Raw genomic sequence first — 15,507 nt, forward strand, 5'->3', positions numbered from 1 at the left:
GGTGCGGACTATTTTTTCTTCTTCGGGCTTTGCAGGCCGTTGGCGATGCGCCAGGCCCGCACATCGCGTGAGCGGACGACCAGTGAACCGATGTGCAGGCACATGCCCACGGCCATCATCCCGATGGCAAAGAACAGCAGGGGCCGTGAGGGCAGGTTAATGCCGACAATGGCCAGGATGATGCCTCCGCCCATGAGTGCCAACGCGGAGAACACGAATTTCTTGTAGCGCGTTGAGGCCGATTCCCAGGGAGTGTTGGTCATGACTTCCAGTCTAGTTCAGAGCCCTTGGCGGGCCGGGATTGATGTGTGAGTATCGGGCCACGAACGCCGCAAGCGTCTGCCGGTTCAGAACAGACTGGCTTGTCCCCCGTGGTCAACGAAGTGCGCCTGGCGCAGCACCAGCGCGCGGGTTTTCAGCTCTGCCAGATCCAGCAGCACCAGTTCGGTATGCTCCCCGGTGTCGATCATCAGGGTTTGGCCCAGCACCCCGTGGATGCGCAACGAGATCCCCTCACCACCCGGGACGGCGGGGTCCTTGCGGTGAATGCTGCGGGCATCCCAGGCATTCACAACCTGCTGGGCGTACGTCGGCTGGTGCCAGAGTTCATCGAGCAGCGTGATCCCATAGCGGTCAAGGCCGCGCTGTGATTCCAGCATCCGGTGAACTGCCCGGGCCGCAGCACGGTTCAGTTCCTCGAGACTGGCCAGATTGTGGTCCCAGCTCTCCAGCCCACGGATCTTGGCCTTCTGCCGCACCTGTTGGCGGATTCCGCATTGCTCGGTGACCAGGTCTTCCAGGACCCGCACGGCGGCACCGTCCGGAGCGTGGGCGACATAGCGGGCAATCACCGCTCCCTGGGTGGCCAGCCGGGACCATTTGCTTTGCTCCGAGGCGGTGCCCACCTTGGTGGTTCCGTCCGCGAAGGAGGCGATGTAGAGCAAGTGCGGTTGCTCCAGGTAACGGCGCAGACCTTCGGGGGCCTGGCCGGTCTTGTGAAAATGGTGCATGAACTTGGTCTGGTCCAGCCTGCGGCAGGTCGCGCACTGGGTCCCGGAGGCAATGACCTTGCTTTGGGTACAGACATTGTGCCGGCGGGTTCCGTCGGAGTCCATCAGCACGTGGCCCAGGCACCAGCGTTGCACGCCAACTTCCAGGGCCATGGTGCGGCCGAGCTCCAGCGGTTCATTGATCCATTCGGTGCCCTTGCGTAGGCGCAGCACGGGCGCCGGATCATGCCGGGAAAAGCTGATCCCGTGGCACAGTCGGAGACTGACGCGTTCCAGTGCCATTGCTTCCTTCCACACGTTTGGACCCACTCCACGGTAGGCGATGCGCCCTGCATCCTGCCAGCGGACAACCACCGAGCTGAGCGGAATCAGTGCAACCAGACCATACGGTCCCGGCCCGGTTGGGGGCCGGGAAGCACATTGGATCCCGCCGAGTTTCTAATAGGATTCCAAGACGCGGACTATAGTCTGCCAGACAGGACGTATGCTTCCTACGGGTCCACGAATACCGTGACACCAGCGACCCGCCCTTCTCACTCGTGAGGTGACTACCGATTAAGCCAGGAAAAGATATCGCCACGACGGAAACCTCCCAGGTTCCGTCCGGTCTGAACCCCACCCCGGGCCTGATGCTGGACTTCGCGCAGTCGCTGCGCCAGAAGCTGCCCCGGTTCATGATGGAGTACCGTTTCGGCGTCGATGAGATGTTGACCAAGGTGTCGATTCTGCGTGAGGAATTCATCCACCTGCACCAGTACAACCCGATTGAGCACGTGACGTCCCGGGTCAAAAGCCCTGAGGGGATCTTGGAGAAGGTGGTCCGCCGCGGTTGCGCGCCGACCCTGGAGGAGATTCGCCGCAACATCACCGATATTGCGGGCATCAGGATCACCTGCAGTTTCCTGAAGGACACCTATCACGTGCTGGATATGATCACCTCGCAGCACGATGTGCGGGTCTTGGCGATCAAGGACTACATCAAGAACCCGAAGCCGAATGGCTACAAGAGCCTGCACGCGATTGTCGAGCTGCCGGTCTACCTCTCCGAGGGGCCGGTTCCGGTCATCGTTGAGGTGCAGATCCGCACCATTGCCCAGGATTTCTGGGCCAGCCTTGAACACAAGATCTTCTACAAGTACGAGGGAGAGGTTCCCGAGCACCTGCTCGATAACCTGACCGCCGCCGCCAACGCGGCCGAACACCTCGACCGCCACATGGAACACCTCTATGACGAGGTGCACGGAGAGGCAGCCGGTCCGGCGGCCGGCACCCCCGACCCCTCGGCAGACCAGCGGTTGTGGGAGCAACTGTGGCAGCTCGCCCAGCAAAATGACCTGATCCAGGGAACCACCCGGGATCTGCGCACGGATGCTGGAGACGCCGCGGGCTAACCGGCGAACACCTTGATGACGGGCCGGGCAAAGAATATTGGCGCGGCCCGTCACCGATGTAGATCCCAAAGCCCCGGATACGCAAAATGCCCCGGCAATCCGGGGCATTTTCCTTGGGGTAGCGGTGGCGGGACTCGATCCCGCGACCTCACGATTATGAGTCGTGCGCTCTAACCAGCTGAGCTACACCGCCACAAGTGAGAAGTCATCCAGTAGAAGCCAAGAAGACTTCCCACTCAGAGCCCCCTGCCGGAATCGATCCGGCGACCTCGTTCTTACCAAGAACGCGCTCTACCACTGAGCTAAGGGGGCAACGAGTAAATACTCTACACGGATTCGGCCTCAAATAAAAATTCACCGCCGGCACCCAGACAAGTCCGGATCCATCCACAAAAGGCCAAGTCAAAGATGGGTTAGGAAGCAGCTATTCAAGGCCGGAAAGTGCAGATGGCACAACAACCAGTACAGTGACGCTACTCACGACTCGGCTGACGTCGGCGGTGGAAACGCCGCAGCCCCCACTCGTTGCCTAGCGAAACTCTCCGCGCATTCACCCTGCCCCTTTTGGGAAGTAAACAGTCCCACCGGATCTCACCAGCGCGGCTCGCGTCGCGAAAGGGCTCTACTCCGGGACGGGCCCGCACCTTGTCATCTACGGCCCTGAATCGGCCGCGACCGCAGGCCCTGCTTCCATCACCGAGGGGCCGCTGGAAGGGCCCCTAAATCCCGACAATGAGTAGGGGAATCGTGATCCATCGCACTTCGGGCGACGAATTTTGAAATGCCTCGCAGAATGTGTAAAGTATTTACCTGTTGCCCCCTTAGCTCAGTGGTAGAGCGCGTTCTTGGTAAGAACGAGGTCGCCGGATCGATTCCGGCAGGGGGCTCCAGTCAAGAGGATGGTTCGTATTCACGAACCATCCTCTTTTGCATTTCCCCACGGACCTGCAGTCCCGCAATTTCCCAACCGTGTTCGCCCCACCGATGCCGCGGACGGCACTGCCCCGCTTCCAGGACGCCGCACCGGGCCCCTGCATGCCCTGCAGCATCCCGGCCAATCATCCGCGTTGCCGTTGCTCCGGCACCCCGTCAAAAGCCCTGCAAAGACCCGTGGAAGGCCTTTCAGGAGTGGGCAGCCGGCAGGATCCACGCCTTCCGCGGCTGGCGGTTCACGCGCGTTGCAGGACACCGCCCGCCGGTGCGCGGTTCGCTGGGGACCAGCGGCTCCGGTTAAACGCGAAGGCCGGTTCCGCACCCTCGACAGAGGTGTGGAACCGGCCTTCTTGGAGCCTCAGTGAGTATTAGTACTCGCGGCGACCACCACGGGCGGCGCTGTCGTTGAAACGGCCCTTGCTGCGCCCGCCGAAGCGCTTCTCGCCACCGCGACGCTCGTCGCGGCCGCCGTCACGGAAACCACCATTGCGCTTGCGGTCCTTGAAGCTGCCGCGGTCCGAACGGAAACCACCACGACGGTCGTCATCGCGGTCGCGACGGCCACGGGGGCCCCGATCCAGTTCCAGATTGATCGGCTCGCCGCCGATGCGGGTCTTGGACAGGGCACGCCACTGGTCCTTGGACAGTTCGGCCGGCAGCTCAACCAGGGTGTGGTCCGCGCGGATGTCAATGCCACCAATCTGCGAGGAGTTGAATCCACCCTCGTTGGCCAGGGCACCGACAATGGACCCGGGCTGCACGCGGTTGCGGCGTCCCACTGCCAGGCGGTACATGGCGTTGCCCTCGGCAGCGCCCTTGCGCTGCGGACGCTGGCCCGGCTCACGGCCTTCCCGGTTCATGCGTGCCTGCTTGGACGGCGGGATCACCGGTTCCTCCATCAGCAGCGGGCGTCCACCCTGGGCCATCAGCGCCAGCGCGGCGGCGATTTCCAGGTGATCCAGCTCTTCATGCTCGGTGGCGAACTTCTCCACGATCTCGCGGAAGGCGCTCAGGTCCTGACCAACGATGGTCTGGTCGATCCGGTCGGTGAACTTCTGGATGCGGCGGTTGTTCACCGATTCCACGGTGGGCAGCTGCATCATGGACACCGGCTGGCGGGTGGCCTTCTCGATGGCGCGCAGCAGGTACTTCTCGCGTGGGGTCATGAACAGGATCGCGTCCCCCGAGCGGCCGGCACGGCCGGTGCGGCCAATGCGGTGCACGTAGGACTCGGTGTCATGCGGGATGTCGTAGTTGATCACGTGGCTGATGCGCTCCACGTCCAGGCCGCGGGCGGCCACGTCGGTGGCCACCAGGATGTCAATCTTGCCCGCGCGCAGGTTCTCCACGGTGCGCTCACGCTGCTGCTGCGGGATGTCACCGTTGATGGCGGCGGCGGTGAAGCCGCGGGCCTTGAGCTTGTCGGCCAGGTCCTCGGTGGCCATCTTGGTGCGCACGAAGGTGATAACTCCGTCGAAGTCCTCGGATTCCAGGATCCGGGTCATCGCGTCCAGCTTGTGCGCCCCCATCACCTGCAGGTAGCGCTGGGTGATGTTGGTGCCGGTGGTCTGCTTGGACTTGACCGACACTTCCTCGGGGTTGCGCAGGTACTCGGAGGCGATCCGGCGGATGGCGCGCGGCATGGTGGCGGAGAACAGGGCCACCTGCTTGTCTTCCGGGGTGGCTTCCAGGATCTTGTCGACCTCTTCTGCGAAGCCCATGCGCAGCATTTCGTCGGCCTCGTCCAGCACCATGTACTGCAGGTTCGACAGGTCCAGCGAGCCCTTGTTGATGTGGTCGATGACGCGGCCCGGGGTGCCGACCACGACCTGGGCGCCACGGCGCAGGCCAGCCAGCTGCGGGCCGTAGGGGGCACCGCCGTACACGGGCAGCACGGTGAAGTCATCCAGGTGCTTGGCGTAGGAGGTGAAGGCCTCGGCAACCTGCAGGGCCAGTTCGCGGGTCGGTGCCAGCACCAGGATCTGCGGGGTGCGGGACGGACCGTTCAGGTCAGCGACCTCGGCCATGCGCGAAAGCGCGGGCAGCGCGAACGCGGCGGTCTTGCCGGTACCGGTCTGGGCCAGGCCCACGACATCGCGGCCCTCAAGCAGCAGCGGGATGGTGGCGGCCTGAATCGGAGAGGGCTTTTCGTAGCCCAGGTCGACCACGGAAGCCAGCACGCGGGCGTCCAGGCCCAGCTCGCTGAACAGCACGGTCGGCTCGGCGCTGCCGTTTTCGTTGGTGGAGTTCTCGGTGGAGTTGACGGACATGTCAGTAGACACGAACAGATACCTCATTCGTTAGGGGAAGGCCTACGCGTCCCCAAAAAAACGACGAATAGGCTACACAGTCAAAAACAACTCACGCTCATCAAGCGTTCCCCTATGACATAAATATCCGCACACACTTTGCGGATTCACAACACGAGAAAGGCTCCGGCCTCAAAAATTGGGCAAGATGCGAGGGATGCCCGATGTTCGCGAACAATCCATTCTATCGGCATCGGCCGCGCAAAGACAGGGTCGAGGTGGTGTGAGATCAGGCACCGCGCCCCCTGCACTAGGCTGGCTGGTGTGAAAAGCAACGGTTCCAAGCCCGCGTCCGCCGCGGCGCAGATGCCTTCCGCCCTGCGCATTGCCCGCCTGTGCTGGGTGCTGGCCGCCGCGCTGTTCCTGGGTTTTGCCGCGAGTCTGTTCGCCACCGCCGCGCGCTCGACCGAACCGTCCACCGGTCCGTGGCTGCTGGCCAGCATCCTGGGCGCCGCCGGGGTGCTGGTGCTGTGGTTGGCCCTGCGGCTGTGGCGTTCGGACCGGGCGGCCCGCACCCAGCTGACCTGGCTGGGGCTGATTGCCGCGCTGCCGATGCTGCTGCGCTTTGGACGCTATTCCCTGCTCGCGGCAATGGTGCTGCTGGCCGTGGCCCTAATGTGGACCCCCGCCGGGATCAGGTACTTCCGCGCCCTCTCCCCCCGAGCATGACGGCGCTAAGCATCCGCCCGTCATTCCCCGCTTAAACCTCCCGTCCCCGCACAGCTTGACGCTGCGCGGGGACGGGTGTGTGATTCGGGCGCTGCCCGCCGTGGCCGGTTACAGCTTGGCGAAGGCCTGCTCCAGGTCGTTGATCAAGTCCTCGGCGTCCTCGATGCCCACCGACAGGCGGACCAGGTTCTCCGGGACCTCCAGCTCGGTGCCCTTCACCGAGGCGTGGGTCATCTCCGAGGGGTAGTTCATCAGCGACTCGATCCCGCCCAGGGATTCGGCCAGCTGGAACAGCCGGGTGCTCTCGGCCACCGTGCGGGCGGCCTGAGCGCCCCCGGCGAACTGCACCGAGACCATGCCACCGAAGTCGCGCATCTGCTTCTTGGCAATGTCATGTCCCGGATGGTCCTCGAAGCCCGGGTAGAGCACGCGCTCGACTTCCCTGCGTCCGCGCAGCCAGGCCGCAACCTGGGCGGCGTTCTCCGAGTGCGCGCGCATGCGCACGCCCAGGGTCTTCAACCCGCGGGTGGTCAGGTAGGCGTCCAGCGGCCCGGAAACCGCGCCCACGGCGAACTGGATGAACCCGATCTTCTCGGCCAGTTCATCGTCGTTGACGATCACCGCACCGCCAACCACATCCGAGTGCCCGCCGATGTACTTGGTGGTCGAGTGCACCACGATGTCCGCGCCCAGCGCCAACGGCTGCTGCAGGAATGGGCTGGCGAAGGTGTTGTCCACCACCAGCAGTGCGCCATGGGCGTGGGTGACCTCGGCGACCGCCTGAATGTCCACGATCTTCATCATCGGGTTCGATGGGGTTTCCAGCCACACCATCTTGGCCTGGTGCTGGTCAATGGCGGCCGCCAGGGCCTGGGGGTCGCTCATGTCCAGGGCGGTGTTGGACACGCCCCAGGGGCCCAGCACCCGGTCGATCAGCCGGTAGGAGCCGCCGTACGCGTCGTTGCCCAGCACAATGTGGTCCCCCGGGCGCAGCAGCGCACGAATCAGGGAATCCTCGCCGGCCAGCCCTGAGCTGAACGAAAACGCATGCCGGCCTCCCTCGGCGGCGGCCAGCTGCTCCTGCAGCGCGTCGCGGGTGGGGTTGGTGCCGCGCCCGTAGTCGTAGCCGCCGCGCAACTTGCCGATGGCTTCGGGGGCGTAGGTGGTGGAGAAGTGGATCGGCGGGACCACTGCACCGGTGCGCGGCTCAAACTCTTGGCCGGCGTGGACAAAGCGGGTGTTGAAACCCTGGGCATTCTGGCTCATCGATACCATCCTTTGCGTCGGGAAGTTTAGTTGATCAGGTGGTCAAGCAGTTCGTCATGGGTCAGCGGACACAACACCTCGCCGTCGCGGGTGACCAGCACCGCGCAGTGCTGCTGCAGCAGCGCCTGGGCATGCTCCAGGCTCTGCCCGGCGCCCAGCAGGGGCAGAGCCTCGGTCTGCAGGTCCCCTACCGGGGTGCGTGCCGGGGTTCCGGCCAACAGGGCTTCGGCCACCAGTTCGGCGCTCAGCACCCCACGCACCTCGCCAATGCGGGCCGGCAGGGTGCCGGTGGCGACCACCAGGGCCGAGGCGGGGCTGGCCTTCAGCGCGGCCGCGGCCTGGGCCAGCGTGGTCTGCGGGGACAACACCTGCAGACCGGTGGGGTCAATGTCCTTGATGACCTGCTCCACCAGGGCGGGTTCGCCCGATTCGGAGCTGAATCCCTGGGCCTGCATCCAGGTGTCGTTGAAAATCTTGGCCAGGTAGCCGCGTCCGCCATCCGGGGCGATCACCACGACCACGTCGTCCTCGCCCAAGTCCTGGGCCACGCGCAGCGCCGCGGCCACGGCCATCCCGGAGGAGCCGCCCAGCAGCAGGCCTTCCTCACGGGCCAGGCGCCGGGTCATCTCGAAGGCCTGGGCGTCGGTGACCGCCTCGACGCGGTCGGGCACCTGCGGGTCATAGTTGCCCGGCCACATGTCCTCCCCCACGCCTTCCACGAAGTAGGGCCGTCCGGTGCCGCCGGAGTAGACCGATCCGTCGGGGTCGGCGGCGATGACCTGTACCGGCCCGCTGGCCCGGTCGGCGGAAACCTGTTTCAGGTAGCGTCCGGTGCCGGTGATGGTTCCACCGGTGCCAGCACCGATCACCACGTGGGTGAGCTTGCAGTCGGTGTCATTCCAGATTTCCGGTCCGGTGGTCTCAAAGTGGCTCTCCGGGGCGCCGGGGTTGGAGAACTGATCGGGCTTGTAGGCGCCGTCAATTTCGCGCACCAGCCGGTCCGAGACCCCGTAATAGGAATCGGGCGAATCGGGGGCGACCGCGGTGGCGGTCACCACGACCTCGGCACCGTAGGCACGCAACACGTCCCGTTTTTCCTCGCCCACCTTGTCCGGTGTGACGAAGATGGTGTCATAGCCCTTCAGCTGCCCCACCATCGCCAGCCCCACACCGGTGTTGCCGCTGGTCGGCTCCACAATGGTGCCTCCGGGACGCAGGGCCCCGCTCTGCTCGGCACGCTCCACCATCTTCAGGGCGATGCGGTCCTTGATGGACCCGCCGGGGTTAAGATATTCGAGCTTGACCAATACAGTGGCCTTGATGCCGTCAGTCACCCGGTTGAGTTTGACCAGGGGCGTGTTTCCGATCAGATCCAAGATTGTGGACGCATACTTCATGTCAAGCACTTTACCGCCGCAGGTCATCTAAGTCGCCGCGCTGCGTAGCTTTGCGTCATTGAATTGACAGGCATCCTCCACCCGGGGGACGCAAGGGGTGAGCATTGCAGAATTCAGGGAGGGAACCGAAAGCTTGTCGCAGCAACCATTACCGAAAGTGGCGCAGCAGCACTGGCTGAGCCCCGAGCCGGTTGACCTGCGCTCCACCCTGTCCATCCTGCGCCGGGGCATTGGGGATCCAACGATCCGCTTGGAGCAATCCCAGGCCTGGCTGGTGTTCGCCACCATCGACGGGGATGCGACGCTGCGCATTGAGCTGGAGGCCGACCGGCGTTCGGCGAGCTTCAGCGCCTGGGGCCCGGGCGCGCAATGGGCGCTCGCCCAAGGGCCGGCGCTGCTGGGGGCCGAGGATGATTGGAGCGGGTTTGACGAGACGGCGTTCGCCGTATCGCTACCCGATGTGGTGCGCCGCAGCCGCAGCGAACACCCGGCGGTGCGCCTGCCGCGCACCGGAAGGATTTTTGATCATGCCGCCGGGGCAATCCTGGAACAGCGGGTAACCGGGATCGAGGCGAACTACGCCTGGCGGTGGCTGATCAGGCACTATGGGCGCCCGGCCCCCGGGCCCGCACCGTCGGGGATGCGGCTGTTTCCGCTGCCCGAGGCCGTGGCCGGGATCCCGCGCTGGCATTGGCAGCAGGCACGGGTGGAACACAGCCGTGCCGCCACGATGATCCGCCTGGCCCACGTGGCCCGGCGCCTGGAGCGCTGGGCGGCACTGGGACTGAATGACTCGATGCCGGGCACCACCGGGTCCGGCACGCTGGAGGCGGCGCTGCTCTCCATCAGCGGGATCGGGCCCTGGACGGTGGCCGAGACCCTGCAGCGCTCGCACGGCTCACCGGACCACATTTCGGTTGGCGACTACCACCTGGCGGATTTCGTGGGCCAGGTGCTGGTCGGCCACAGGGTGGATGACCAGCGGATGCTGCAGCTGCTCGAACCGTACACCGGACACCGGCAACGAGTTGTCCGGTTACTGCACCTCTCCGGGCAGCGCAAACAGGGCTTTGGGCCACGCTACGCGCCGTTGGATCACCGCAACCGCTAGCAGCAGCTAGTTGGTTTCTTCCTGCTGGGCGGCTTCCTCGGCGATCTGGGCGTGCACCTCGGACATGTCGATGCCCTTCACCGCGGTCACCAGGTCCTCAAGCTGGGCACCGTTCAGGGCGCCGGGCTGGGAGAAGACCAGAACCTTTTCGCGGAAGGCCATCAAGGTCGGAATCGAGGAAATGTTTGCGGCCCGGGCCAGTCCCTGCTCGGCTTCGGTGTCCACCTTGGCGAACACCACTTCCGGGAACTTCTCGGAAATCTGTTCATACACCGTGCCGAACTGCTTACACGGTCCGCACCACTCTGCCCAGAAATCCACCAGGACGATGTCATTGCCTTCGATCAGCTGCGCGAACTCTGTTTCAGTTACATCTACTGTTGCCATGGTTCAACGGTAACCGACTTCGGGCGTTGGCGCTTAGTTTGGCGGGGAAAACAGCCCGCCTCCCCTGCCCGGAAACCAAAAAATCCTCCAGATCTTGTGGATCTGGAGGATCATTTGTGGCAGATACTGGATTCGAACCAGTGAAGGCATAGCCAGCTGATTTACAGTCAGCCCCCTTTGGCCGCTCGGGTAATCTGCCCGGTTGTTCTGGTGGGAACGAGAAATAACTCTACCGGAACTTTTTGCAGATGAAAAATCGAAAGCCGCCCATTTGCTGTAATGCTCATCACCTCCGGTAAACGCCTGAGCAAACCGGTAGGCTATGAGTCAGATTTGAGCCAAACACTCACCAGTCCAACAAACCACAAGGAGAAGATTCGTGGCCAGCGATTCATCATTTGATGTTGTCAGCAAGGTGGACAGCCAGGAAGTGTCCAACGCACTGAACCAGGCAAGCAAGGAAATCTCCCAGCGCTACGACTTCAAGGGCGTCGGCGCGGAAATCGACTTCAGCGGCGAAAAGATCCTGATGAAGGCGAACTCCGAGGAGCGGGTCAAGGCAGTGCTGGACGTGTTCCAGTCCAAGCTGGTCAAGCGCAACATCTCGCTGAAGTCCCTGGATGCCGGGGAGCCTTTCGCTTCGGGCAAGGAATACCGGATCGAGGCCAGCATCAAGGAGGGCATCGCCCAGGATGTGGCGAAGAAGATCAACAAGCTGATCCGTGACGAAGCACCCAAGGGCGTGAAGTCCATCATCCAGGGCGATGAGCTGCGCGTGTCCTCCAAGTCCCGCGATGACCTGCAGGCCACCATGGCACTGCTGCGCGACTTCGAGGATGTGGACCTGCAGTTCGTCAACCTGCGCTAGCCCCGCGCGCCGGCGGCAGCATGAAAGCCGGTGTCCCATGACGTTTAACGCGCCATGGGACACCGGATTTTGCGTGTGCTGCCTAAAAATTAGTTGCCGCGGGCCATGGCCTCCAGGCGTGCCACGCGCTCATCCATTGACGGGTGGGTGGAGAACATGCGCTTGAGCCGGGAGCCGAACGGGTTGGCGATCATCAGGTGGGAGCTGTTGACGACCTTCTGGTCTTCCTGCGCCAGTGGGGCCTGGTCGATGCCCTGCTCCAGCCGGCGCAGGGCACTGGCCAGCGCCAGTGGGTCGTTGGTCAGGCGGGCGCCATCTTCGTCAGCATCGAATTCTCGGGTGCGCGAGACGGCCATCTGGATCACCGAGGCGGCCAGCGGCGCCAGCAGCGACAGGGCCAGGATGGCCAAGGGGTTCACGTTGCGGTTCTCGTTGTTCCCGCCCCCGGCGCCGAAGAACATCAGGAACTGGGCGATCGAGGTGATCACCCCGGCGATTGCCGCCGCCACCGAGGAGGTGAGGATGTCCCGGTTGTACACGTGCATCAGCTCGTGCCCCAGCACACCGCGCAGCTCGCGTTCGTTCAGGATGCGCAGGATCCCCTCGGTGCAGCACACCGCCGCGTTTTCCGGGTTGCGTCCGGTGGCGAAAGCGTTGGGTGACTGCGTGGGTGAGACGTACAGCCGCGGCATGGGCTGCTGGGCTGCCATGGACAGCTCGCGCACAATCCGGTACATCTCCGGCTGCTCCTGTTCACTGACCGGGTAGGCGTGCATGGAACGCAGCGCGATCTTGTCACTGTTCCAGTAGCCGTAGGCGGTGGTGCCCAGGCCAATGAGCGCGAAAATCCAGATGAAGGAGCTGTTCCGGGTTCCTGAGGCGATCAGGGAGCCCAGGGCCAGCAGCAGGGCAAACATACCGCCGAGCAGCAGGGCGGTTTTCAGGCCATTGTTATGTTGATGCACGGTGGGTTATCGCTCCCGTATCGTACTGAGCCGAACTTCTTGGCAGTGTGCGTGGTCAAAAGGCGTGGGCAAGATGTGTGGGCCAGGACCTCCGTCTTGGAGGACCGAGCCCCTGATCTTGCTCATCATCCTTTAGTTTATGCAACGATTGCCCCGCCCCATAGGTTCCCTCTCGAGCCTATCGTCCAGCTCACAGCGTGCTGCGCGCGCCACGGCAGGTCTCGGCCGTCCACCGAGCTAGGGTTCGGGGTGGCGGGAATCGTAGCGCAGGAAGCCGCGGCGCCAGCGCACCAGCAGCACGGCCACCAGCACACAGCACAACCCCCCAACCACCAGGGTCAGCCCCTCACCCAGGAAGCCCGCGGCGCCTCCGGAGAGCATCTCCCCGACCCGCGGCCCACCGGCGACCACCACGATGAACACTCCCTGAAGCCGGCCCCGCATCTGATCCGGGGCCGCGACCTGCAAGATGGTGGTGCGGAAGACCGAGGAAATGGAATCCGCGATCCCGGCCAGCAGCATGAAGAACATCGCCGGAAGCAGCCACCCGCTGGCCGCCTCGGGCCCGGAGGGCTGCCCGGCGGCCAGCACCACGATCACGCCCAGCGCGCTGATCGCCACACCCCAGATGCACACGCTGATGAACACGGCCACACCCTGGCGGTTGATCCGGCTGTAGGTGCCGGAGAACAGCCCGGCCAGCAGGGCACCACAGGCCGCGGAGGCCAGGAGGATGCCCACCGTGGTCTCTCCCCCGCCGATCATCACCGCGCCGATGGCCGGCAGCAGCGCCCTGGGCGCCGCCAGGATCATGGCCGCCATGTCGATCAGGAAGGTCATGCTGATATTCGGCTGGGTCTTCAGGTAGCGCAGCCCGTCGATGACCGATGAAAGACCCCGTCTGGCGACCTGTTCGGCCGCCGGCAGGGCCGGCAGGCGGAAGACCGACCACACGGCCGCGGTGAACGTGATGGCGTCAAGGGAATACGTCCACTGGTACCCGAACTGGGCCACCAGCAGCCCGCCCAGCAGCGGGCCGACCATCTGCGCCACCCCGAAGGTGACCATGTTCAGCGAATTGGCCGCCGGCAGCAGGTCGCGGCGGACAATGGAGGGAATGATGGCCCCACGGGTGGGCTGGTTGATGCCCGCGGCCGCCGAATGCAGGGCCATCAACCCGTAGAGGACCCACACGCTGCCCACCTGCAGCCACGCCTGCAGCGCCAGCGCGCCGGTGATGACCCACAACGCCAGGCCCGAGTACAGCGCCACCTTGCGCCGGTCGTGCGTGTCGGCGATGGCCCCGCCGTAGAGCCCGGTGATGATCAGCGGCACCAGGGTGAACGCGCCCAGCAAGCCAACATGGAAGCTGGACTGGGTCAGCGCATAGACTTCCAGGCTGACCGCGATCAGGGTCATTTGGGTTCCCACGGCGGAGAGCGAGTTGCCGATCCACAACCGGCGGTAGGCCGGGCTTTGCCGCAGCGGGGCGACATCCATCAAAAAACTGGGCACCCCAAGATCCTACGCATCCTTGCCCCCTCACCGGCTCCCGGGATGGTGGCCCGCCGTCATGTGACGAGATCACCGGTTGACAGATCCCAAGCACCTGCGTGCAATGGTGGGTATGGATTACGCCAAACTGCTGCACGATAACGACCTGAAGGCCACCGGTGCACGTTTGGCGTTGCTTAGGCAGCTGGCCACCGAACCGCACCAGAGCGCCGAGGCCCTGGCCCGCGCCCTGTCCGAGGGTCAGGTCGCACTCAGCTCGCAGGCGGTCTACAACGCGGTCAACGACCTGACCGATCACGGGATCCTGCGCCGGTTCACGGTGCCCGGCACGGCGGCCCGTTATGAGATTGACCCGCACGACAACCACCACCATGCCGTGTGCGTTACGTGCGGGCGGGTGGAGAATGTTCCCTGCGCCCACGGCTCCGCCCCCTGCTTCCACCCCGGTGGGGCCACCAGCTTCAGCATCGACATCGCCGACGTGCTGTTCTACGGGCAGTGCAAGGAAGGCTGTGCGCTGGGCGATCAAGTGGTGGCAGGTTAGGCGCCATCCGGCCCACGGGCGGATGAACCACGGTTTGTGTAGGGCGCATGACCGAACCGATGACGAAACCGGGGCGGTGGAGCAGTAACCTTTAATGGCGCCCGTTGCCCCTTGGCAGCTTCCAATGTGGCGTCGCACCCCTTTCCCGGTCCACCACAGATTGGCAACCACAGACTATGACTGACACCGCTGGTGCCTCCCCGCGCTCCCCACGCAGCATTGGCATTTTGCAAGGCACCAGCGCATACCTGGTCTGGGGACTGCTGCCGCTGTACTTCCTGTTGCTGCCCGAGATCTCCGCGTTTGAATTCGTGGCGCTGCGGGTGGTGTTTTCCCTGGTCTTCTGTTTCCTGCTGCTGGCGGTGACCCGGCAGCTGCGGGACCTGGGGACCTTGCTGCGCGACCGGAAGACCACGGCCCGCCTGGTCCTTGCCAGCGTGCTCATCGCGGTGAACTGGACGCTTTACGCCTTCGCGGTGCTTTCCGGGCACGTGCTGGAGGCCTCGCTGGGCTACTTCATCAACCCCTTGGTCGCCATCGCGCTGGGCGTCTTTGTCCTGAAGGAACGCCTCTCGACCCTGCAGTGGGTGGCCATTGGGTTCGCCGTGGCGGCAGTGGTGGTGCTCACCGCCGGCCTGGGCCGGGTCCCGTGGATCTCCCTGGGCCTGGCCTTCTCCTTCGGACTTTACGGGCTGGTCAAGAACCAGGTGGGCAAGAAGGGCACGGCCCTGGCCACGCTCAGTGTGGAAACCATTGCCCTGACCCCGGTGGCGCTGGTCTTCATTGGGGTGCTGACCTATCAGGGCACCTCGGCGCTGTTCGCCGACGGCGTCCCAGGGTTCTGGCTGCTGGCCACCAGCGGGATCATTACCGCGGTGCCGCTGATCCTGTTTGGCGGTGCGGCCCGCCGGCTGCCGCTGAGCACCCTGGGTTCCCTGCAGTTCCTGGCTCCCATCGGCCAGTTCATCCTGGGCCTGCTGGTGTTCCATGAGGTCATGCCCCTCGAGCGCTGGGTGGGCTTCATCCTGGTCTGGATTGCGGTGATCCTGATCGTGGTTGACATGTTCCGTGCCCCGCGCACCGGTTCCCTGCCCGAGCCCAAGACCGTGAGCTGAGCGCGCCGACCCGTGCTGCGTTCCCCG

At 64.5% G+C, this 15,507-nt stretch carries 14 protein-coding genes and 4 tRNA genes; 7 read left to right on the plus strand and 11 right to left on the minus strand.

Annotated elements, in window-relative coordinates; all coding sequences use genetic code 11:
• Positions 1-8 precede the first annotated feature (8 nt).
• Complete coding sequence (locus GcLGCM259_RS10970; protein ID WP_138177086.1) at positions 9-263, minus strand: hypothetical protein; 255 nt, start codon at positions 261-263, stop codon at positions 9-11.
• A gap of 84 nt (positions 264-347) precedes the next feature.
• Positions 348-1,292, minus strand: a complete 945-nt coding sequence (locus GcLGCM259_RS10975) for a DUF2797 domain-containing protein (protein WP_246049541.1) — start codon at positions 1,290-1,292, stop codon at positions 348-350.
• A 347-nt stretch (positions 1,293-1,639) separates the two neighbouring features.
• Between GcLGCM259_RS10975 and GcLGCM259_RS10980 the strand changes: the two genes are divergently transcribed.
• Positions 1,640-2,401, plus strand: coding sequence for a GTP pyrophosphokinase (locus GcLGCM259_RS10980; RefSeq protein WP_138177591.1), 762 nt, complete (start codon positions 1,640-1,642; stop codon positions 2,399-2,401).
• 119 nt (positions 2,402-2,520) lie between these two features.
• On the opposite strand, the gene GcLGCM259_RS10985 is transcribed toward GcLGCM259_RS10980, so the two are convergent.
• Together GcLGCM259_RS10985 and GcLGCM259_RS10990 are read right to left on the minus strand one after the other, a co-directional pair.
• A tRNA-Met gene (locus tag GcLGCM259_RS10985) sits at positions 2,521-2,594 on the minus strand.
• A gap of 47 nt (positions 2,595-2,641) precedes the next feature.
• Positions 2,642-2,713: transfer RNA gene (locus GcLGCM259_RS10990), tRNA-Thr, on the minus strand.
• Between the two features lie 503 nt (positions 2,714-3,216).
• Here GcLGCM259_RS10990 and GcLGCM259_RS10995 point away from each other — a divergent pair.
• A tRNA-Thr gene (locus GcLGCM259_RS10995) sits at positions 3,217-3,291 on the plus strand.
• A 411-nt stretch (positions 3,292-3,702) separates the two neighbouring features.
• On the opposite strand, the gene GcLGCM259_RS11000 is transcribed toward GcLGCM259_RS10995, so the two are convergent.
• Positions 3,703-5,604, minus strand: a complete 1,902-nt coding sequence (locus GcLGCM259_RS11000) for a DEAD/DEAH box helicase (protein ID WP_175419480.1) — start codon at positions 5,602-5,604, stop codon at positions 3,703-3,705.
• A 303-nt stretch (positions 5,605-5,907) separates the two neighbouring features.
• Here GcLGCM259_RS11000 and GcLGCM259_RS11005 point away from each other — a divergent pair, with 303 nt between their 5' ends.
• Positions 5,908-6,312, plus strand: a complete 405-nt coding sequence (locus GcLGCM259_RS11005; protein ID WP_138926622.1) for a hypothetical protein — start codon at positions 5,908-5,910, stop codon at positions 6,310-6,312.
• A gap of 108 nt (positions 6,313-6,420) precedes the next feature.
• Here the strand turns inward: GcLGCM259_RS11005 and GcLGCM259_RS11010 are convergent, their stop codons facing one another.
• Both GcLGCM259_RS11010 and GcLGCM259_RS11015 read right to left on the minus strand, forming a co-directional pair.
• The gene (locus tag GcLGCM259_RS11010) at positions 6,421-7,578 is read right to left on the minus strand and encodes a cystathionine gamma-synthase (RefSeq protein WP_138177076.1); all 1,158 of its coding nucleotides are present in this window, start codon (positions 7,576-7,578) and stop codon (positions 6,421-6,423) included.
• Between the two features lie 26 nt (positions 7,579-7,604).
• Complete coding sequence (locus GcLGCM259_RS11015; protein WP_138926623.1) at positions 7,605-8,975, minus strand: pyridoxal-phosphate dependent enzyme; 1,371 nt, start codon at positions 8,973-8,975, stop codon at positions 7,605-7,607.
• A 157-nt stretch (positions 8,976-9,132) separates the two neighbouring features.
• Here GcLGCM259_RS11015 and GcLGCM259_RS11020 point away from each other — a divergent pair, with 157 nt between their 5' ends.
• Positions 9,133-10,086: a DNA-3-methyladenine glycosylase family protein gene (locus tag GcLGCM259_RS11020; protein ID WP_175419403.1), complete on the plus strand. Its 954-nt coding sequence runs from the start codon at positions 9,133-9,135 to the stop codon at positions 10,084-10,086.
• Positions 10,087-10,092: 6 nt separating this feature from the next.
• Here GcLGCM259_RS11020 and GcLGCM259_RS11025 read toward each other — a convergent pair whose 3' ends face one another.
• Positions 10,093-10,473 (minus strand): thioredoxin family protein, encoded by a 381-nt coding sequence (locus tag GcLGCM259_RS11025; RefSeq protein WP_138926625.1) that lies wholly within the window; start codon positions 10,471-10,473, stop codon positions 10,093-10,095.
• A 117-nt stretch (positions 10,474-10,590) separates the two neighbouring features.
• Positions 10,591-10,672: transfer RNA gene (locus GcLGCM259_RS11030), tRNA-Tyr, on the minus strand.
• A 180-nt stretch (positions 10,673-10,852) separates the two neighbouring features.
• On the opposite strand from GcLGCM259_RS11030, the gene GcLGCM259_RS11035 reads away from it, so the two are divergent.
• Complete coding sequence (locus GcLGCM259_RS11035) at positions 10,853-11,341, plus strand: YajQ family cyclic di-GMP-binding protein (RefSeq protein ID WP_054821547.1); 489 nt, start codon at positions 10,853-10,855, stop codon at positions 11,339-11,341.
• A gap of 89 nt (positions 11,342-11,430) precedes the next feature.
• Here GcLGCM259_RS11035 and htpX read toward each other — a convergent pair whose 3' ends face one another.
• Together htpX and GcLGCM259_RS11045 are read right to left on the minus strand one after the other, a co-directional pair.
• Complete coding sequence (htpX, locus tag GcLGCM259_RS11040; protein ID WP_054821548.1) at positions 11,431-12,306, minus strand: zinc metalloprotease HtpX; 876 nt, start codon at positions 12,304-12,306, stop codon at positions 11,431-11,433.
• A 237-nt stretch (positions 12,307-12,543) separates the two neighbouring features.
• A complete protein-coding gene (locus GcLGCM259_RS11045) occupies positions 12,544-13,821 on the minus strand; it encodes an MFS transporter (protein ID WP_425459778.1) in 1,278 nt (425 codons plus the stop codon).
• A 112-nt stretch (positions 13,822-13,933) separates the two neighbouring features.
• On the opposite strand from GcLGCM259_RS11045, the gene GcLGCM259_RS11050 reads away from it, so the two are divergent.
• Positions 13,934-14,365, plus strand: a complete 432-nt coding sequence (locus GcLGCM259_RS11050; RefSeq protein ID WP_054821600.1) for a Fur family transcriptional regulator — start codon at positions 13,934-13,936, stop codon at positions 14,363-14,365.
• Positions 14,366-14,541: 176 nt separating this feature from the next.
• Positions 14,542-15,480: an EamA family transporter RarD gene (gene rarD, locus GcLGCM259_RS11055; protein WP_138926626.1), complete on the plus strand. Its 939-nt coding sequence runs from the start codon at positions 14,542-14,544 to the stop codon at positions 15,478-15,480.
• Positions 15,481-15,507 lie beyond the last annotated feature (27 nt).

Source organism: Glutamicibacter creatinolyticus (assembly GCF_006094275.1).
In the GTDB taxonomy this organism is placed as follows: domain Bacteria; phylum Actinomycetota; class Actinomycetes; order Actinomycetales; family Micrococcaceae; genus Glutamicibacter; species Glutamicibacter creatinolyticus.